Origin of the sequence: Agrobacterium sp. LR_9 (assembly GCF_041954855.1) — a bacterium.
GTDB classification, from domain to species: Bacteria; Pseudomonadota; Alphaproteobacteria; order Rhizobiales; family Rhizobiaceae; genus Agrobacterium; species Agrobacterium leguminum.
This window is the reverse complement of record NZ_JAVAYA010000006.1, coordinates 13,549-30,795: the sequence shown is the minus strand read 5'-3', so window position 1 is coordinate 30,795 and position 17,247 is coordinate 13,549. Positions and strand designations below refer to the sequence as shown.

Below are 17,247 nucleotides of genomic sequence, written 5' to 3'. Positions count from 1 at the left end.
TACGCCGCGCCTCCCGACACGGCGTATCCGACGTTTAATCACTGGCTTAATCGGCCCAGACACATCCCTTCGAGCGCATCATGTCGTAGCGATCTTCGATATCCATCTTGCCCTGACGGTGCAGTTCCATCATGTGGTTCTCGTGATCGTCGCGCTCCCGGCAGGCCTTGACGAGTTTCGGGATATCGCTCTCGCGAACGACGACAACGCCGTCATCATCACCGCAGACGATATCGCCGGGGCTGATCAATTCGCCTCCCACCACCACCGGATGGTTGATGGTGCCGAGCGTGTCCTTGGAGGTGCCCTTCATGCAAAGGCCGAGCGAAAACACCGGGAAACCGATCTCGCGCAGACCCTTGCCATCACGCACGGCGGCGCTGACCACGAAGCCGACAATGCCCTTGCCGATGCAGGCGGCAGCCAGCACATCGCCAAAGCCCCCCTGATTGGGATTGTCACCGCCATCGATGACCAGCACATCACCGGGCTTTGCCAGATTGATGGCTTCGAAAATCATCAGATTGTCGCCGATATGGCATTTCGCGGTGATCGCCGGGCCGCAGATTTTCAGGCCGGGTTTGATCGGCTTGATACGATAATCGAGAGCGCCGAGCTTGCCCTGCGCCTCATGAATGGTGGCGGGGCTGAATTTGCTGATCGCCTCGATATCGGCCTTGGAAGGGCGCTGGAAATTGCGGATGACATGGGCCATTGGCCGGGTTCCTTTCAACAGTGGGTCATGCCCGGACCAAACGCGGCCCAAGCGTCATTTTGATTAGGGGTGAGAGAAGCGGTCGGTACCGGCCGCTTATTTCGTCCAGGGCTTGCTTTTCCAGAGCTCGGCCAGATTGGCGTTGCCCTTCTTGAGCGCCTCGGCAAATTCGGCCTGGGTCAGCGGCAGCGTGGTCAGTTCGCGCTTCTTGGCGTCGGCAAGATAATCCGGGTCCTTCAGCGCCTTCTGGAAGGCATCCACCAACTTTGCCTCCACATCCGCCGGCAGACCTTTCGGCGCACCGAAACCGGCAAGCAGGCTGAACTGAACATCGTAGCCCGCCTCCTTGAAAGTCGGCACGTCAGGCGAGAGCGGCGAGCGCTCGGTACCTGATGTGGCCAGTACACGCAGTGCGCCGGAACGATTGTCGGCAAATACCTCGTTGAGGTTCATGAAACCGAGCGTGACGTGGTTGCCCAGCATGGCAAGCCGTGCCGGCCCGCCGCCATTGAAGGGCACAAAATTGAGCTTCACGCCCGCCGCCTCTTCGAACAGCAGGGCTGTAATCTGGCTTGGGTGACCGATACCCGTCACGCCAACGACGACCGGGTTCGCCTTGGCCGCCTCCACGAACTCCTTGGCGGTCTTGATCGGCGATACCTTGTTGACCGTCAGCGCCAGATCGCCGCCGATCTGGTTTGCGAGCGGGGTGAAGGCGTCTTCCTTGTAGCTGGCATTGCCCTGCACGATCGGCGAATACATCGACGGGAAATTCAGCGCTCCGATGGTGTAACCGTCAGGCTTCGCATTGGCGATATAGGTCGCGCCGATCAACCCGCCGGCACCTTCGCGGTTTTCCACCACGACCGATGTGCCGAGATATTTTTCGAGATAGGGCACTAGCGCCCGCGACTGGATATCGGTGCCGCCGCCGGCCGGATAACCGATGACGAGCGTCACCGGCCGCTCCGGATATTCCGCCGCCGCCCCTCCCGCAGCCAGCATTCCCGCCGCCGCCAGCATGCCAAACAGAGATGTCTTCAAACGCATATCTTTTCCTCCCCGATACGCTTTCACCGGGGAGGCTAGGAAGAAGCCATCAACAATACAAATACCGAGTTTTCAATTTACCCATACAGATCGTTTATGGGTTGAATGCCGGCTCGCGTCTTGCGACAGCCCGCAAAAGGTCGCGGAACAGCCTGAACGTTCGCTCATCCACTTCCCTGCCCTTTAACAGATGTATGGAGCGATAAATGACGGGCTGGGTGATATGGGCGGCCTGAAGCTGACCGGCCTCCTGCTCCTGCTGCACCGAATTCCATGACAGGATCGTCGCACCGATACCGGCGCTGACGGCGCGTTTGATCGTATCCTGCCCGTCGATCTCCATGGTCACGTTCAGTGTTATTCCGGCGCGGGCGGCGGCCTCGTCGATCGATATGCGCAGTGGATTGTCTTTCGGCGGCAGGATCAGGTTGAGCCCTGCCGCAGCCTCAAGCGGTATCGACCGGCCGATAGGCCTTGAAGAAACGGCAAACAGGCTCTCCTTGACGATAAGATCGTCGGCCTTGTCCTCCGCACCCACCAGCGCAACGGCCATATCCACCTTGCCGAGACGAATAAGGCGCAGGGATTCGTCATTGCGCGCCTCTATCAGCCGCAGCGACACCTTGGGCATCGAAGCGGCAACCTCGCTGATGATGCTCGGCGCAAAGGCGGTCGCCCAGGAGGGAATGAGGCTCAGCCGGATCACCCTCTCATCCAGATAGGCCATGGCACGGATTTCCGCTTCCGCCTGCCGAACCTTCTCGGTAATCTCCCGCGCATGGGAAAGCAGGACTTCACCCTTTTCCGTCGCCTTCACACCCCGCGCCAGCCGGTGCAGCACTGGAAAACCAACCAGCCGTTCCAGTTCCGTAATGTGATGGCTGAGCGCCGGCTGGGCTATCCCCAATTGCCGCGCCGCCGCCGACATGGAGCCGCAATCGGCAATCGCGACCAGATATCGCAGCCTGCGCAAATCCAACATGCCCGCTTAACCTCCCGCCGGTTAGAAATGCGATCATGACACCAAATCACCGCGGGGGCCTAGGGGAAAAGCGTCGTCCGGTGGTCCTGCCGGTCTTCAAGAGAGTAATGGGGTAAGACAAGATTCTTATGACAGCCGGCTAAGGCTTTTCTCAATGTCTTGCCCATGACACGGTCTTGCTGCGATGGGGAGCGGGATGAATCCTAAGACCGGAATTTTGCTCAAGCTGACGGCCATGCTGGCATTCACAGTCATGTCCGCCTGCGTGAAGGGCCTGGACGGGGCGATCCCGGTCGGCGAAGTCGTTTTCTGCCGGGGATTTTTTGCCCTCATTCCCCTCTGTCTCTGGTTCATCGCCTCCTCGGAGCGGATAACCGTGCCGGCCAAAAAGAACATCGGCAGCCTGCTCGCGGGCAGCTCGGCGGGGCTTGGCGGCATGTTCTTCGGCTTTCTCGCCCTCGCCTATCTGCCGCTGGTGAATGTGACGGTGCTGAGCTACACGACACCGCTTTTCACCGTCATGCTGGCGGCGCTGCTGCTTGGCGAAAAAGTGCGGATATATCGCTGGTCCGCCGTGCTGACCGGTTTCATCGGTGTCTTCATCACGCTCTCGCCGAAACTGATCTTCGATGCCGCCTCAGGCCCCGCTCAAACAGACTGCGTCGCAATGATCGGAACCGCGCTGGCGCTCACCGGTGCGCTTTGCGCAGCCTTTTCCTCCATCGCCGTCCGCCATCTGAACAGCATCGAAAAGCCGTCGCGCATCGTTCTCATCTATACGCTGACGGGTGTGGTGGCCGGCCTCGCCACGCTCGGATTTGGATGGAAGATGCCGGATTTTCACCAGTTCCTGCTGCTCGCCGGCGGGGGCCTTGCCGGCGGCATCGGCCAGATCGCCATGACGCTGAGCCTGCGCCACGCCCAGGCCTCGCTGCTGGCGCCGTTCGATTACACCACCATGATATGGGCAATCGCCCTCGGTTATCTCTTCATGGCCGAAGTGCCGACGGGTGCGACCATCATTGGCGCCTTGACTGTCATCGCCGCCGGGCTTTTTGCGATGTGGCGCGAAAACCGGCTGGCGAAACAGGCCGTCAGGGAGCCGACAGCGTCAGCTGTTCCGTAACGCGCTTTTTGTGCAGCCGCCTTTCCCGCCACAGCGTGAACAAACCGGCGGCAACCACGATGGAAGCCCCCAGAATGGTCGTCAGGGCCGGAACCTGATCCATGAAGGCATAACCGATCAACAGCGCCCAGATCATCGTCGTATAGTCGAACGGCGCGAGCAGCGAGGCCTCGGCATAACGCAGGCTGAGCGTCACCAATATCTGCGCGATACCGCCAATAAGACCGGTGCCGATCAGCAGGGTCCATTGCCACGCGGTCGGCATTTTCCAGCCCATGCCGATGCTGGCAAAGCCGATGACGGTGGTGAGCAGGGTGAAATAGAAGATGATTGCGCCGGTATTTTCCGTCTGCGTCAAATGCCGGATCTGGATCATCGATATGGCGGAGAAAAAAGCAGCCGCCAGACCGAACAGACCGCCGAGCATGGCGACGCCAGAGCCGGAAGCGACATCCGAAACATCGAAGGAAAAATGCGGCGACAGGATCAGCACGATGCCGCAGAGCCCGACGACCACCGCCGTCCAGCGGTCAATCCTGACGACTTCCTTCAAAAGCAGCACCGCCATAATGACGGTGAAGAGCGGTGTCGCATAACTGATGGCCGTCGCGTCGGCCAGCGGAATGTAGGCCAGCGCCAGATAGCTGAAGACCATGCCGCCGGTGCCGGAAAAACTCCGCACCAGATGGCCGCCAATATGGCTGGTTGCCACCTGCCTTCGAAAACCGCCCTGCGCCGCCATCCACAGACAGAGCGGCAACATGGCCACAGCCGACCTGAAAAAGACCACCTGCCCGATGGGTATTTCGCCCCTCAGGCTGCTGATGCAGGCGCCCATCAGCACCAGAGCGAGCGCTGCGGAGATTTTGAGGAGAATGCCTTTGCGGGAATCCATGGTTCGTTCCTTCGGAGTCTTCGAACCGTTTCACCACGCGGCGGCGGGATATCAAACCGGAAAGCAATGTCCATAGGAACTTCGTCTGACCCCATCAATCCCGCCCCCATGGTAGCTATTGCTGATGGACAGGGTGCGGATTCCGCTCCGCCCGCCTGCCGCCGTGGGGACAAAAAAGACGTTGGAAACCAATATGGATCTGGAAAAGATCAAGAAACTGATCGAGTTCGTTGGCTCTTCGCGAGTATCCGAATTGACCGTGAGCCAGGAGGGAACCACGGTCCGGATCATCCGCGAAAACAATGCCGTTTCGCCGCAGACGCCATCATCGCAGCCCCGGCCCGTTGCGGTAGCCGAAACGGCATCCGCGACACCCCGCGCCGAAGAACATGCGCTGGCATCCGCCGCAGCCGCACCGGCGTCATCCGGCATCGTCGCAGCACCCTCATTCGGCCTTTTCCATCGCGCCCCGAGCCCGGGCGCGGCGCCTTTCGCCGAGGCCGGCGACGAGGTCAGGCAAGGACAGGAACTCTTCATCATAGAGGCGATGAAAGTGTTCAACACCGTGAGGGCGGAACGAAGCGGCAGGATCGCCAGATTTATCGCCAATGACGGCGAAGATGTCGAACTCGGACAGCCGGTGCTGGAGTTCGAATGATGGATGCGACACTCCCAATGGTGGCTGAGCCAAGAACATTCGACAGCGTCCTGATCGCCAATCGCGGCGAGATTGCCTTGCGGGTGCAGCGCGCCTGCCGTGAACTCGGCCTGAAGACCGTCATGATCTATTCGGAAGCCGATAAGGATGCCGACTATCTGAAGGCGGCCGACACCGCCATCTGCATTGGCCCGGCCTCTCCCGCCCAGAGCTATCTCAACGCGCCGGCCATATTGCTTGCGATGGAGCTGACCGGCGCTGGCGCGGTTCACCCCGGCTATGGTTTCCTGTCTGAAAGAGCGTCTTTTTCGGAAGCCGTGGAGGCGGCGGGGGCGGTCTTCATCGGCCCGCGCGCCGACGCCATCCGCACCATGGGTGACAAGATCGCGGCGAAGCGGGCGATGATGGAGGCCGGCGTGCCCTGCGTTCCCGGTCCCGATTCCGCCCTGCCGGATGACATGGCCGAAGTCTCGAAAATCGCCGCCGAAATCGGCTATCCCGTCATCGTCAAGGCGGCCGGCGGCGGCGGCGGCCGCGGCATGCGTGTCGTGCACGAGGCCTCTGCTCTTCAGGATGCCGTTCTCGTCACGCGTGAGGAAGCAAGCCGGGCCTTCGGAACGCCGGAACTTTATATCGAGAAATTCCTCGAACATCCGCGCCATGTCGAAATTCAGGTTCTCTGCGATGGTCAGGGCAACGGGGTCTGGGTGGGGCTGCGCGATTGTTCCATGCAGCGCCGCCACCAGAAGGTCGTCGAAGAAGGTCCGGCCATCGGCATCCCGCCCGATGTCGCGGCTTTCGTCGGCAATCGCTGTGTCGAAGCCTGCCGCCAGATCGGTTATCGCGGGGTCGGCACCTTCGAGTTTCTTTACGAGAATGGCGAATTTTATTTCATCGAGATGAATACCCGCCTGCAGGTCGAACATCCGGTCACGGAAATGACCTCGGGCGTGGATCTGGTGCGCCAGCAGCTTCTCGTCGCTCTTGGCCATCCGCTTGAGATTTCGCAGGAGGATATCGTCTGCGAAGGCCACTCCATCGAGTGCCGCATCAATGCTGAAGACCCCTATAGCTTCATTCCCTGCCCCGGCCTTATCACGGCGCTTCACCTGCCGGGCGGTCCCGGCGTCAGGGTCGATACCCATGTGAGGGCGGGTTACAGCGTTTCGGCTCATTACGATTCCCTGATCGCCAAGCTCATCGTCCATGCCCCGACCCGCGAGCAGGCAATCCTGCGCATGCGGCGCGCACTTGACGAAATGCGCATCGAAGGCGTTTTCACCAACCTGCCGCTGCACCGGGAAATATTGCAGGACCCGGCCTTTTCCGAAGGCGGCACGGATATTCATTACCTCGAACATTGGCTTGCAGCGCGGAGTGCAAAGTGAAGCGACAGCCTGTTTCCATTTCCCGCTACAGCGAGCCCGGCACGATTGCCGATCTTGCCGCTCATCTCGAGCGCAACAACGTCTCCGCCATTGAAATAGAGACGCCGGATGGATCATTGAAGATCGTTGCCATGGCAGGCGCTCAGCCCCCCGCAGCGCAGCGGCCCATCGAAGCGGCCAAAGCGCCGGTAAAGGCGGATATTCTTGCCCGTGCACCGATGGCCGGCATCTTCACGCCCGCGCATCCGCAGCGCCCCGAGCGGGCGGTTCGGGCAGGACAATCCGTAGCGAAAGGCGAGATCGTCGCATTCGTCGCAGCCGGCCCCGTGCTTGTTCCGGTTATCGCCGAAAAAGCCGGCACCGTCAGCGAAATCGTGACGGAAACGAGTACGCTTGTCGGCTATGGCTCCACCCTTCTCAAGACCGAAACATGATGGTGACGTCGATGAGCAACCTCCCGCTGAAAACGCCCCACCTCACCCCCGCCCATCTGGGCCTGCCGAAAATCTCGATGATCGGCAACAAGACGTTTCTGATCGAAGCGCCCGGCGAGCTGGACTTGCCCGCCCAGCGGCGTATCTGGGCGCTGACGCGCGCATTGAAGGACCGCCCCGAGGTGCTGGAGCTGATACCCGGCATGACCAACCTGCTGATCGTGCTACGCAGCACGCCTGAAGATGCCGGGCATCTGCAGGATGAGCTTCTCGACATCTGGCAAAGGACGGCGGAACTCGATCTTCTGGGCAAGACCATCGAAGTGCCCACGACCTATGGCGGCGAGCACGCCATAGACCTTGCGGCGATCTGCGATTATTCCGGCCTGCCGGACAAGGAAGTCGTGCGCCTGCATTTCGAGCGGACCTATACGGTTTTCGCCGTCGGCAGCGCGCCGGGCTTCGGTTATCTCGGCGGCCTCGATCCGCGCATTTTCATGCCGCGCAAGAAAGTCCCGTCGCTCCGCATGTTGAAGGGCATGGTGACGATCGGCGGCATGCAATCCGGCATCTCGGTTCTCACCGGGCCGAATGGCTGGAATTCGCTGGGCTTCACCGAAATCACCATGTTCGACGCCACCGCCGAGCAGCCGGCGGTGCTGGCGCCCGGTGACCGCGTTCGTTTCCTTCCCGAAAGGATCGAACTATGATCCATATTCTTGCCTGCGGACCGCTGAACACCGTGCAGGATCTCGGCCGTGCCGGTTACCGCAATATCGGCATCACCGCCACGGGCGCGATGGACCCCATCGCGCTCAGGGTCGGCAATATTCTTGTCGGCAACGGCGAGGATGCCGCGGCGATTGAAATCCAGACCTTTCCGTTCCGCATCGAATTCGAAGAGGCGCTGACCTTCGCCGTAACCGGTGCGGATTGCGCCGCCCGGCTCAATGGTGCTGATCTGCCGCCCTACTGGTGCGCGCGGGCAGAAAAGGGTCAGATTCTCGAATTTTCGACGCCGCTGAAGAATGCGCGCGCCTATCTCTGCCTTCAGGGCGGCATAGACGTTCCCGTGGTGATGGGATCACGAAGCACCTCACTTCGCGGCTCCTTCGGCGGCCATGAGGGACGCCACCTCACCACCGGCGACAGGCTGTCCGTTCTGCCATCCGAACCATCGGCGCTGCCGTCAAGCGGCCTCGGCGTCATGCCGCTTGCCGAGTCGATGCCGGACATGTTTCCGATATCGGACAAGGGCGAATTGCTGCTGAGAGCCATTCCCGCCGCCGAACACGATCTTTTCGGCGAAGGTGCGGAACGTTTCTGGTCCGAAGCCTGGAAAATCACCTCGCAGAGCGACCGCACCGGCTACCGGCTTGCCGGCACGCCACTTATGCTTTCGGCTCCCGTCGAGTTGCGCTCCTATGGCGTCATTCCGGGCGTGGTTCAGGTGCCGCCGGGCGGCGAGCCGATCATCCAGATGAGCGACGCCAACACGGCCGGCGGTTATCCGAAGATGGCTGGTATCATCGACAGCGATCTTTGGCGGCTCGGCCAGGCGCGCATCGGCAGTCGCATCCGTTTCGTGCAGGCAACGGTGCGCGAGGCGCTGGAGGTCGAACAGGCAATCGACGCCTATTTCGCCGATATCCGCAAAACCCTGCCGCTGGTCGCCGCCGCACTCGGCACGCTCGCAAAACGATAATCCTTAAAAATACGGAGAGGAACCATGAAGATCGATGTTAATTCCGATATGGGCGAAGGTTTCGGCGTCTATAAGGTCTGCGACGACGAGAAGCTTATGGAAGTCGTCTCTTCGGCGAATATCGCCTGCGGATTCCATGCCGGCGATCCGGAAATGATGGCGCGCATGGTGCGTCTCGCCAAACAGAACGGCGTCGGTGTCGGCGCCCATCCAGGCCTCGCCGACCGTCTCGGCTTCGGCCGCCGCGAAATTCCCGTCGATGCGGAAGAAATGGAACAGCAGGTTCTCTACCAGCTCGGCGCGCTCTCGGCGATTGCCAGGGCGCAGGATGTCTCCCTCTCCCATATCAGCTTCCATGCCGCCATGGGCAACATGATCAACCGCGACGCGGCGCTTGCCGAACGGATCATGAAAAAGATCAAAGCGGTCGATCCAAATCTCATCGTCTTTTCGATGCCGGACATGCTGATCGAAAAGGCGGCTCTGGATTGCGGGCTGAAAGTGCTCAACCTCTTTCTTGCCGACCGGGCCTACGATGTGAAGGGCCAACTTGTGCCACGCAAGCTGCCCAATTCCGTCATCAAGGAAGAGGGAAAAGTTCGTGCGCGCGTGCGCCAGTTTCTGGAAAAAGGCACGGTCACGACCATCGAGGGCGAAACCATCACCGTTCGTGCCAGATCGATCCTCGTCCACAGCGATACGCCCGGCTCGCTGGAGCTTGCGCGCACGGTGCGCAGCGAAGTGGAAGCCTGTGGCGGCAGCGTCGTGCCGGCTCGCGAAGTGGTTGCCTGAAGCGGCATACGCCTCATATCCTGAAGCACAAAAAGCACGGCACCGCATTCTATGTCAGGAGCGCGGTGCCGTAATTTTGTCGGCTATGGATACGGACCGGATTTCGATCCGTCGCCAGCCGGGCCGCCTGAGCGACCCGGCCGCGAAATCATCAATTCAGCTGGATCACGTGATTGCTGTCGCTCGTCCAGCTCAGTCTCACCCGGTCGCCAGCGGCGCTGACGGCATTGGTGAAACCTTGGGTCTGGGTCTGCCGGTAAGCGATCATCGGCTCGCCATTGTCCAGACGCAGGTAATAATGCAGCATGAAGCCGCGATAGACGACCTGCTCCACCCGCGCCGTGGTGGAATTGCCGGTGTTTTCACCTGAGTCCACCGCAAGCGGTGAGACCGAGATCGCTTCGGGGCGAACGGTGACGACGACCTTGTCGCCCTGAACCGCCCCCATATCCTCGACATCGAGCCGGACGCCGGAACCGGTGACCAGCCTTGCGGAACGACTATTGCGCTCCGCCACGCTCGCCTCGAAGAAGTTCGAAGCGCCGATGAAACCCGCGACGAAGCGGGTCAGCGGCTTCTGGTAGATTTCGCCGGCCGGTGCGATCTGCTCGAGATTGCCATCCCGCATCACGGCGATCTGGTCCGCCATGGTCAGGGCCTCGTCCTGATCATGCGTCACCATGATGGTGGTGAGGCCAAGCCGCTGCTGCAGGCTGCGGATTTCGACCTGCATGCTTTCCCTCAGGCCCTTGTCGAGCGCACCGAGCGGTTCGTCCAGAAGCAGCATCGAAGGCTCGATCACCAGCGCGCGCGCCAGCGCCACACGCTGCTGCTGGCCGCCGGAAAGCTGCACCGGCAGTCGGTCGCCGAAGGCGTGCAGCTGAACGAGATCGAGCGCCTGCTTCACGCGCCCTTCCCGGTCAGCCTTGGAAACGCCCCGCATCTCCAGCCCGAAGGCGACGTTTTCGGCAACGGTCATGTGGGGAAACAGGGCGTAGTTCTGGAAAAGCATGCCAACATTGCGGCGGTGAACCGGGGTGCGCGTGGTCGGCTTGCCGCCGACCACGATTTCACCCGAGGTAGGATCGACAAGCCCCGCAATCATGCGCAGGCAGGTCGTTTTCCCGCAGCCGCTCGGGCCGAGAAGCGCCAGGATTTCCCCTGCCTTGACGGTAAGCGAAACATCATCGACGGCAACGACCTGACCGCTGTAATGTTTGGTCAGTCTCTCCAGGCGGACTTCTACGGATTTCATCAGCGTTCCTCAGCCGTTAAAGGTCTGGTTGTATTTTTCGAGCCATTGGGCGCGGCGCGGAATGATGTATTTCCAGTCCGGCGTGAACAGGTTCAGCGATTCCATCTTCGTTTCCGGGTAGGCAAGGAACTTCGCCGTATCTGCGCCGAACTCGATGCCCTTGACGGAGGGCGCGCTCAGCGTCGCTTCCGAAAGCATCTTCTGCACACCGGGATCGAGGATGCGGTTGATATAGGCAAGCGCGAGATCGCGGTGCGGTCCGCCCTTTACCAGGGCGATGGAATTGATGCCGGTGAATGCCCCTTCCTTCGGGAAGGTCATGTCCAGCGGCACGCCCTTCTTGGTGTGCGGATAAACCGCCTTGGAGTATTCGATACCGCCGAAATCCGCCTGGCCCTGCGCCACCATCATCGTCTGCGCTTCCGCGTCATAGATCGAGAGCACGTTCGGCTTCAGCTCGGCGAGTTTCGCCCAGCCGGCATCCGTATCATATTGCGCTTCCTTCAGCGGCTTGCCGGTCGCAAGGGCGGCCGCCACCATCAGCATCAGAACGCTCTGGGTGTTCTTCGGTGTGTTGAGAAGCATGCGGCGGGCATATTTCTTGTCGAACATCTGTTCGTAGCTTTCGAACGGCTTGCCCGTCGTCGGATTATAGAACAGGCCGGCAATCGAGATTGCAAAACCGACGCCGAAATTGTCTTCGAAAAGATAGCGAGAATAGACGTTCTTGAGGTTGGGGATTTCGTCCGCCGGCAATTGCTCGATCAGGCCTTCCTCCTTGGCCTGCGGCACGCCGACATCGTCCATCGACATCACGCTATATTGCGGATTTTCGCGGGTGGCGCGCAGCGTGGCGATATTGGCGAGCGTTGCGCCTTCGGTCGTCAGCACCCGGCACTTATATTCCTTCTCGAAAGCCGGGATCACTTCCTTCTTGATCAGCCCGCCCTGCGCCGAATTATAGACGCCGACATACATGGTGCGGTCCTGTGCGGAAGCCGCGGTGTAGAAATAGGGTGTGGCGAGCGCGCCTGCGGTGACTGTCAGGAAACTGCGCCGTTTCATGATGATGGTCTTGTCTGTCATTTCCGGTACCCCTCTTGTTGTTGATTTACATAGCCATTGCCCGGCGCAGACCCACCAGCCTGTCGAGGACGAGCACGACGGTCACCGCCAGAAGGATGATGATGGTGGACATGGTCGCGACCGAAGGATCAAAGACCGTGCCGATCTGGCGATAAAGAACGATGGGCACGGGCAGGTTCGCGGAATCCGCCAGCCACATCGAAACGGGATAATTGTCGAAAGAAACCATGAAGCAGAAGATCGAGCCGGAGGCGACGCCGGGCGCGATCTGCGGAAAGATCACCCGCGTGAAGGTTTTCCAGCGCGTGGCGCCAAGCGTGCGCGCCGCTTCCTCAAGGCTGACATTGACGAGCTGAAGGCTGGTCAGCACCGTGCGGATCACATAGGGCGACGTCACGACGGTGTGGGCGATGAGAAGCTTCAGCTTGGTATCCATCCAGCCATAGCCGGAGAAAAGCTGCAGCAATGCCAGGCCGGTCACCAGCACGGGAAAGATCAGCGGCGAAAGCAGCAGTCCCTTCATCAACGAGCGGCCGATGAATTTTCCGCGGGAGAGTGCGAAGGCTGCCGGAACGCCGAGCGCCAGTGAAAGGATGGTGGTCGCCACCGCCAGCGCCGCACTGAAGGTGAGACCAGCGGTGAATTCCTCGTTCTGCATTACCGCTGCATACCAGCGGAAGGTGAAACCCTGTGGCGGGAAGGTGACGAAATAACTGTCGGAGAACGAGATGGCGACGACGAGAATGATCGGTGCCAGGATGAAGACCATCATGGCGGCGGTGATCGCGTAAAAGACGATGGCGGAAGTGCCAGTCAGCTTGTTGTTCATGACGCGCTTGCCTTGATACGACGCCCGCCGAGCAGCCGCATCGAGACGGCGTTGATCAGAATGACGATGAAAACGAGGATGGTGGCGATGGTGGCGCCGAACGGCCAGTCATAGACCGCGAGAACCTGCTGTTCGACCATGTTGCCAAGCATCTGCGAGCCGGGACCGCCGATCAGAGCGGGAATGACGTAGGATGCGGAAGCGAGCGAAAACACCAACGTGAAACCCGCTAGCAGACCGGGAAGGCTGAGCGGGAAGGTGATCCGCAGGAACACTTTCCATGCCGGCGCGCCGAGCGTGCGGGCGGCCTGCTGCAGGTTCGGATCGATCTTGCCAAGCGCGGAGGACAGCGGCAGCACCATCATCGGGAAGAAAATGTGCAGCGAACCGATAATGACGGCGGCATCCGAAAACAGCAGCGTCATCGGACTGTCTATGATGCCCAGATTCATCAATACGTAGTTCAGAAGGCCGGTCGGACCGTTGCCGAGAATGAGCTGCCAGCCATAGGCGCGCACCACGACGCTGACGGCCAGCGGCGCAATCACGATCAGCGTGATGATACGGGTCGTGACGATATTGCCGCGCACGAGAACGGTCGCGACCGGATAGGCCAGTATCGCCGCAAGAATTGAGGTGATCAGGCTGATGCGGATCGTCGCCCAGAGCACCTTCTGGTAAAGATCGACCTCAAAAAACCTGACATAATGGGCAAGCGTGAAGGGGGAGCCGATCAGCCCCTGCGAATTCTGGGTCATGACGCTGAAACTCATCAGCCGAACCGCCGGCCAGAAGAAAAAGATCAGCAGAAAGATCAGCAGTGGCAGGATGAGGATGCCGGGCGAAAACAGCCGACGCTCGAGGGCCTTCCAGCCGGAAACTCCATGGCGTGGCGGGGCATGTGGTTCCATGATCGCAATATCCGACATCTATACTCCCGTCGCGTTGAATACGGCACGAGGCATCGCTTTGAGCCGAACGAGATTGTCCAGACCCTATGACTAGAATTTGCTGGGTGTGCTCCCTGTCGAGGCATCCGGTCTTTTGCCGGCGCCTGTCGCATATTTCTGCATTTTCGCGCCGGTTACCTCTCTGGGTAACATTGCCCGACGCGTCGTTCCCTTGTTGTTAAGCCGAGCTTAGGGGCTAAGCCGACGGGCTGCATAATATTTTATTCCTCTGAGGTCATCGCATACGCATATGGACTGCCCACCCCGTTTTGGCGGGCTATGCATCAAAATCCCGTATGACGTCACATCGAAGTCGTATTGGGGAAATAGCGGAAAATTCCCGTAACCTCTTTGTCATGCACTGGCGTCGCGACGATGCCTGCCTTCACCGTTACAATCGGAAATAATCCATGCCCACTATCGCCCAACGCCTTAACAACGTCACCGTGTCAGCTTCGCTCGCCATGACCCAGAAAGCGCGCGATCTCGCCGCTCAGGGCATCAAGGTCATCAGCCTGTCGTCCGGCGAGCCGGATTTCCCGACGCCTGCCCACGCGGTCGAGGCGGCGCATGCGGCGGCCCTTGCCGGCGACACGAAATATCCGCCAGCTGACGGAACGCCGGCGCTACGGGCCGCGATCCAGCGAAAGTTCAAGCGCGACAATAATCTCGACTACGATCCGAGCCAGATTCTGGTGGCGGGCGGCGGCAAGCAGATCATCTTCAACGCCATCATGGCGACCTGCGACCCGGGCGATGAAGTCGTCATTCCCGCGCCGTCCTGGATCAGCTATGCCGATATCGTGAAGTTCGCGGGCGGCGTGCCCGTGCCGGTGGTTTGCCCGGAGAATAACGGTTTCCGCCTGCGCGCCGAAGATCTCGAAGCCGCGATTACCCCGAAGACCAAGTGGCTGCTTTTCAACTTCCCCAACAACCCTACGGGTGCCGCCTGCTCCCGCGCGGAAATGAAGGAAATCGCCGAGGTCATGCTGCGGCATCCGCATGTCTGGATCATGACCGACGATATGTATGAGCACCTGATCTATGACGACTTCGAATTCTGCACCATCGCCGAAGTCGAACCCCGCCTCTATGACCGGGTCCTGACCGTCAACGGCGCATCGAAAGCCTATGCCATGACCGGCTGGCGTCTCGGTTTCTGCGGCGGCCCGAAGGATCTCATCAAGGCCATCAGCAACGTCAATACCCAGAACAGCGGCGGTGTCGCGACCATCGTGCAGGCTGCCGCCGTCGCGGTTCTCGACGGCCCGCAGGATCTGCTGAAGGAGCGCGCCGATATCTACAAGACGCGCCGCGACTTCGTGCTCGGCAAGCTTTCGGAAATCGAGGGGCTTCGCTGCCACAAGCCGGAAGGCGCCTTCTATATCTTCCCGAATATTGCCGCGCTGATCGGCAAGACGACGAAGGGCGGCACGAAGATCGAGAACGATACCGATTTCGTCATGGCGCTTCTCGCCGAACATCATGTTGCGACAGTGCAGGGCGCGGCCTATGGCCTCAGCTCCTTCTTCCGGCTTTCCTATGCCACCAGCATGGAAAACCTTGCCGAAGGCTGCGCCCGCATCGCCGAATTCTGCAATGGAATGAAATAGGGAGAACAGCATGTTGGGAGGAAGTGGCCGTGTCATCATGGTTTCCGGCGCATCGCGGGGTCTCGGCCTTGCGATCGCCAAAAGGCTTCACGAAGCGGGTTTCACGGTGGCGGCGGGAGCGCGAAATCCGGCCGCCGTTGCGGTGAAGGACCGGCTTTCGGCCGATCGCTACGATGCGGAAGAGGCTGGCTCGGCAGAGGCCTGGGTTGACGCCGTTGCCGGCAGATATGGCCGGATCGATGGGCTGGTGAATTGCGCCGGCATCAATCCCAAAGTCCGGGTCATGGATGCGGGCGAAGAAAGCCTCGACCAGATGTGGCGTGTCAACGTCAAAGGTCCGCTGAGGGTAACCCGCGCCGCCATTCCCCATCTCGTAAAAACCGGACAGGGCAGGGTTATCAATGTCGCTTCGCTGGCGGGACGCCGCGTGGGGTCGAATGTGGGTTATGCCATGACGAAATTCGCCGTTGTCGCCCTCACCCACGGCATCCGGCAGGAATTGTGGGACAGCGGCGTGCGCGCCACCGCGCTTTGCCCTGGCTATATCGCAACCGATATGACGGTCGGCGAAACGGAAGTCAGCCGCGAGGATATGACCCAGCCGGACGATCTCGCCGAAATGGTCGAAACCCTGCTTCGCCTGCCGAACAACCTTTCGGTGGCAGAATTGCTGGTGAACTGCCGCAAGGAAGCAATGCTTTGATCTTTTCCATGCGCGGCACCGGGAAACGGTGCTGCGCGTGGCTTTAGAACCGGCCTGACCCTTTTATTTCAGGGTCTCCGCCAGTTGCAGCAATATCTCCTTCACGGCAAGCGCCGGCTCGGAGAGCGGCGTGTTGTCCGATACGCAGAAGGACAGCGTTTCCTCGATCATCGGGCTAGCGATCTGCCTGACGACGATGTCCTCATTGGATTCCGCGACGATACGGTCGGCGATGGCCTTGGGCGTTATGGTCGCGCCAAGCCCGGCATCCACGCCGCGCGCGATGGTCCTTACCGATTCCAGCTCCGCCATCACGATCAAATCCTTGCGGCTGCGAGTGAAGGCGAGATTGATGGCGCGGCGCACGAAATTATAGGTCGGCGGCAGAAGGAAAGGCAAAAACGCCAGATCGGCGACCGTGATCGGCGCATCGCCCGGTTCCACGCCGAAGCTGCGATGCACGACGAGAACGAATTCCTCACGGAACAGCGGCGTGAACTTGACGCCCCGGATCGGCCCGACGCCGTGGATCAAACCCATTTCCAGACGGCCGTTCATGATCATCTGGCTATAGGGCTGGCTGACGCTTTCCGTGATGTGCAGCAGAATGCCGGGATGAAGCCGCTTGGTTTCCTCCATCAGACGCAGCGAAAGCGTGGCGGCGCTGCTGAAGGGCGCAAGGCCCACCGACACCTTGCCGGAAAGCACAGCGCCCGCTTCGAGCGCCTCCGCCTGCGCCTGCTCCATCTGCCGCAAAATGACCTGCGCATGCCTGTAGACGACCTTGCCGGCATCGGTCATGACCACGCCCTGCTGGCTTCGGGTCAGCAGTTTCTGGCGGAAATGCTCCTCGATGCTTGCCAGCTGCTGGCTGAGCGCCGGCTGGGCAATATGCAGCACATCGGCCGCTCTTGTTATGCTCCCCATGTCGACAATCGTGATAAACGATTTCAGGCGCCTGATATCCATCTGCTGTTGATCATCCCATTACTTGCTTGCAAGAAATAAGATGCTCAATTTGCAGACAAAGTCCATCTTCCATTTCCTCGCCGTGTCCATCGGAGCC

The 17,247-nt window shown here is 60.4% G+C and carries 18 protein-coding genes; 9 read left to right on the top strand and 9 right to left on the bottom strand.

Annotated features, from left to right (window positions below; genetic code table 11):
- Nucleotides 1–46: 46 nt before the first annotated feature.
- The 3 genes from RAC79_RS09305 to RAC79_RS09295 all read right to left on the bottom strand — a co-directional run bounded on the left by RAC79_RS09305 (nt 47) and on the right by RAC79_RS09295 (nt 2,747).
- On the bottom strand, nt 47–715 hold the full coding sequence (locus RAC79_RS09305; RefSeq protein ID WP_174040107.1) for a 4-carboxy-4-hydroxy-2-oxoadipate aldolase/oxaloacetate decarboxylase: 669 nt from the start codon (nt 713–715) through the stop codon (nt 47–49).
- Between the two features lie 96 nt (nt 716–811).
- Entirely contained in the window at nt 812–1,765 is a 954-nt protein-coding gene (locus RAC79_RS09300; RefSeq protein WP_174040108.1) for a tripartite tricarboxylate transporter substrate binding protein, read from the bottom strand.
- A 94-nt stretch (nt 1,766–1,859) separates the two neighbouring features.
- A complete protein-coding gene (locus tag RAC79_RS09295; RefSeq protein ID WP_065656623.1) occupies nt 1,860–2,747 on the bottom strand; it encodes a LysR family transcriptional regulator in 888 nt (295 codons plus the stop codon).
- 196 nt (nt 2,748–2,943) lie between these two features.
- Here RAC79_RS09295 and RAC79_RS09290 point away from each other — a divergent pair, with 196 nt between their 5' ends.
- The gene (locus RAC79_RS09290) at nt 2,944–3,873 is read left to right on the top strand and encodes a DMT family transporter (RefSeq protein WP_374996985.1); all 930 of its coding nucleotides are present in this window, start codon (nt 2,944–2,946) and stop codon (nt 3,871–3,873) included.
- On the opposite strand, the gene RAC79_RS09285 is transcribed toward RAC79_RS09290, so the two are convergent.
- Nucleotides 3,842–4,768 (bottom strand): DMT family transporter, encoded by a 927-nt coding sequence (locus tag RAC79_RS09285; protein WP_374996984.1) that lies wholly within the window; start codon nt 4,766–4,768, stop codon nt 3,842–3,844. The genes RAC79_RS09290 and RAC79_RS09285 overlap by 32 nt on opposite strands.
- 193 nt (nt 4,769–4,961) lie before the next feature.
- Between RAC79_RS09285 and accB the strand changes: the two genes are divergently transcribed.
- From accB to RAC79_RS09255, 6 genes are read left to right on the top strand one after another with little or no spacing between them, the layout of a single operon-like run.
- Nucleotides 4,962–5,426, top strand: a complete 465-nt coding sequence (accB, locus tag RAC79_RS09280) for an acetyl-CoA carboxylase biotin carboxyl carrier protein (RefSeq protein ID WP_174040111.1) — start codon at nt 4,962–4,964, stop codon at nt 5,424–5,426.
- Nucleotides 5,423–6,814 (top strand): acetyl-CoA carboxylase biotin carboxylase subunit, encoded by a 1,392-nt coding sequence (accC, locus tag RAC79_RS09275; RefSeq protein ID WP_374996983.1) that lies wholly within the window; start codon nt 5,423–5,425, stop codon nt 6,812–6,814. The genes accB and accC overlap by 4 nt, the downstream gene beginning before the upstream one ends.
- Complete coding sequence (locus tag RAC79_RS09270) at nt 6,811–7,248, top strand: acetyl-CoA carboxylase biotin carboxyl carrier protein (protein ID WP_374996982.1); 438 nt, start codon at nt 6,811–6,813, stop codon at nt 7,246–7,248. Before accC ends, RAC79_RS09270 begins: the two co-directional genes overlap by 4 nt.
- Nucleotides 7,245–7,958, top strand: coding sequence for a 5-oxoprolinase subunit PxpB (pxpB, locus tag RAC79_RS09265; protein ID WP_078052156.1), 714 nt, complete (start codon nt 7,245–7,247; stop codon nt 7,956–7,958). Before RAC79_RS09270 ends, pxpB begins: the two co-directional genes overlap by 4 nt.
- Nucleotides 7,955–8,953 (top strand): biotin-dependent carboxyltransferase family protein, encoded by a 999-nt coding sequence (locus RAC79_RS09260; protein ID WP_078052157.1) that lies wholly within the window; start codon nt 7,955–7,957, stop codon nt 8,951–8,953. Before pxpB ends, RAC79_RS09260 begins: the two co-directional genes overlap by 4 nt.
- A 24-nt stretch (nt 8,954–8,977) precedes the next feature.
- Nucleotides 8,978–9,745 carry a 5-oxoprolinase subunit PxpA gene (locus RAC79_RS09255; RefSeq protein WP_078052158.1) on the top strand — a complete coding sequence of 256 codons (768 nt, stop codon included), beginning with the start codon at nt 8,978–8,980 and terminating at the stop codon, nt 9,743–9,745.
- A 151-nt stretch (nt 9,746–9,896) separates the two neighbouring features.
- On the opposite strand, the gene RAC79_RS09250 is transcribed toward RAC79_RS09255, so the two are convergent.
- The 4 genes from RAC79_RS09250 to RAC79_RS09235 are packed head-to-tail and all read right to left on the bottom strand — an operon-like array spanning nt 9,897 to nt 13,844.
- Complete coding sequence (locus tag RAC79_RS09250; RefSeq protein WP_078052159.1) at nt 9,897–11,000, bottom strand: ABC transporter ATP-binding protein; 1,104 nt, start codon at nt 10,998–11,000, stop codon at nt 9,897–9,899.
- 9 nt (nt 11,001–11,009) lie between these two features.
- Nucleotides 11,010–12,086, bottom strand: coding sequence for an ABC transporter substrate-binding protein (locus RAC79_RS09245; RefSeq protein WP_065656633.1), 1,077 nt, complete (start codon nt 12,084–12,086; stop codon nt 11,010–11,012).
- Nucleotides 12,087–12,111: 25 nt separating this feature from the next.
- A complete protein-coding gene (locus RAC79_RS09240) occupies nt 12,112–12,915 on the bottom strand; it encodes an ABC transporter permease (protein ID WP_078052160.1) in 804 nt (267 codons plus the stop codon).
- Nucleotides 12,912–13,844 (bottom strand): ABC transporter permease, encoded by a 933-nt coding sequence (locus RAC79_RS09235; RefSeq protein WP_078052161.1) that lies wholly within the window; start codon nt 13,842–13,844, stop codon nt 12,912–12,914. Before RAC79_RS09235 ends, RAC79_RS09240 begins: the two co-directional genes overlap by 4 nt.
- Before the next feature lie 431 nt (nt 13,845–14,275).
- On the opposite strand from RAC79_RS09235, the gene RAC79_RS09230 reads away from it, so the two are divergent.
- Both RAC79_RS09230 and RAC79_RS09225 read left to right on the top strand, forming a co-directional pair.
- A complete protein-coding gene (locus tag RAC79_RS09230) occupies nt 14,276–15,478 on the top strand; it encodes a pyridoxal phosphate-dependent aminotransferase (protein WP_174040120.1) in 1,203 nt (400 codons plus the stop codon).
- Between the two features lie 10 nt (nt 15,479–15,488).
- Nucleotides 15,489–16,181, top strand: a complete 693-nt coding sequence (locus RAC79_RS09225) for an SDR family NAD(P)-dependent oxidoreductase (RefSeq protein WP_065656637.1) — start codon at nt 15,489–15,491, stop codon at nt 16,179–16,181.
- A gap of 63 nt (nt 16,182–16,244) precedes the next feature.
- Here the strand turns inward: RAC79_RS09225 and RAC79_RS09220 are convergent, their stop codons facing one another.
- Nucleotides 16,245–17,150 (bottom strand): LysR substrate-binding domain-containing protein, encoded by a 906-nt coding sequence (locus RAC79_RS09220; protein ID WP_078052164.1) that lies wholly within the window; start codon nt 17,148–17,150, stop codon nt 16,245–16,247.
- Between the last annotated feature and the right edge of the window lie 97 nt (nt 17,151–17,247).

What these genes read in the sequence shown, in the direction of transcription:
- RAC79_RS09305 (WP_174040107.1), bottom strand. Translation starts at nt 715, where the DNA reads ATGGCCCATGTCATCCGCAATTTCCAGCGCCCTTCCAAGGCCGATATC.
- RAC79_RS09300 (WP_174040108.1), bottom strand. Translation starts at nt 1,765, where the DNA reads ATGCGTTTGAAGACATCTCTGTTTGGCATGCTGGCGGCGGCGGGAATG.
- RAC79_RS09295 (WP_065656623.1), bottom strand. Translation starts at nt 2,747, where the DNA reads ATGTTGGATTTGCGCAGGCTGCGATATCTGGTCGCGATTGCCGATTGC.
- RAC79_RS09290 (WP_374996985.1), top strand. Translation starts at nt 2,944, where the DNA reads ATGAATCCTAAGACCGGAATTTTGCTCAAGCTGACGGCCATGCTGGCA.
- RAC79_RS09285 (WP_374996984.1), bottom strand. Translation starts at nt 4,768, where the DNA reads ATGGATTCCCGCAAAGGCATTCTCCTCAAAATCTCCGCAGCGCTCGCT.
- accB (WP_174040111.1), top strand. Translation starts at nt 4,962, where the DNA reads ATGGATCTGGAAAAGATCAAGAAACTGATCGAGTTCGTTGGCTCTTCG.
- accC (WP_374996983.1), top strand. Translation starts at nt 5,423, where the DNA reads ATGATGGATGCGACACTCCCAATGGTGGCTGAGCCAAGAACATTCGAC.
- pxpB (WP_078052156.1), top strand. Translation starts at nt 7,245, where the DNA reads ATGATGGTGACGTCGATGAGCAACCTCCCGCTGAAAACGCCCCACCTC.
- RAC79_RS09260 (WP_078052157.1), top strand. Translation starts at nt 7,955, where the DNA reads ATGATCCATATTCTTGCCTGCGGACCGCTGAACACCGTGCAGGATCTC.
- RAC79_RS09255 (WP_078052158.1), top strand. Translation starts at nt 8,978, where the DNA reads ATGAAGATCGATGTTAATTCCGATATGGGCGAAGGTTTCGGCGTCTAT.
- RAC79_RS09250 (WP_078052159.1), bottom strand. Translation starts at nt 11,000, where the DNA reads ATGAAATCCGTAGAAGTCCGCCTGGAGAGACTGACCAAACATTACAGC.
- RAC79_RS09245 (WP_065656633.1), bottom strand. Translation starts at nt 12,086, where the DNA reads ATGACAGACAAGACCATCATCATGAAACGGCGCAGTTTCCTGACAGTC.
- RAC79_RS09240 (WP_078052160.1), bottom strand. Translation starts at nt 12,915, where the DNA reads ATGAACAACAAGCTGACTGGCACTTCCGCCATCGTCTTTTACGCGATC.
- RAC79_RS09235 (WP_078052161.1), bottom strand. Translation starts at nt 13,844, where the DNA reads ATGTCGGATATTGCGATCATGGAACCACATGCCCCGCCACGCCATGGA.
- RAC79_RS09230 (WP_174040120.1), top strand. Translation starts at nt 14,276, where the DNA reads ATGCCCACTATCGCCCAACGCCTTAACAACGTCACCGTGTCAGCTTCG.
- RAC79_RS09225 (WP_065656637.1), top strand. Translation starts at nt 15,489, where the DNA reads ATGTTGGGAGGAAGTGGCCGTGTCATCATGGTTTCCGGCGCATCGCGG.
- RAC79_RS09220 (WP_078052164.1), bottom strand. Translation starts at nt 17,150, where the DNA reads ATGGATATCAGGCGCCTGAAATCGTTTATCACGATTGTCGACATGGGG.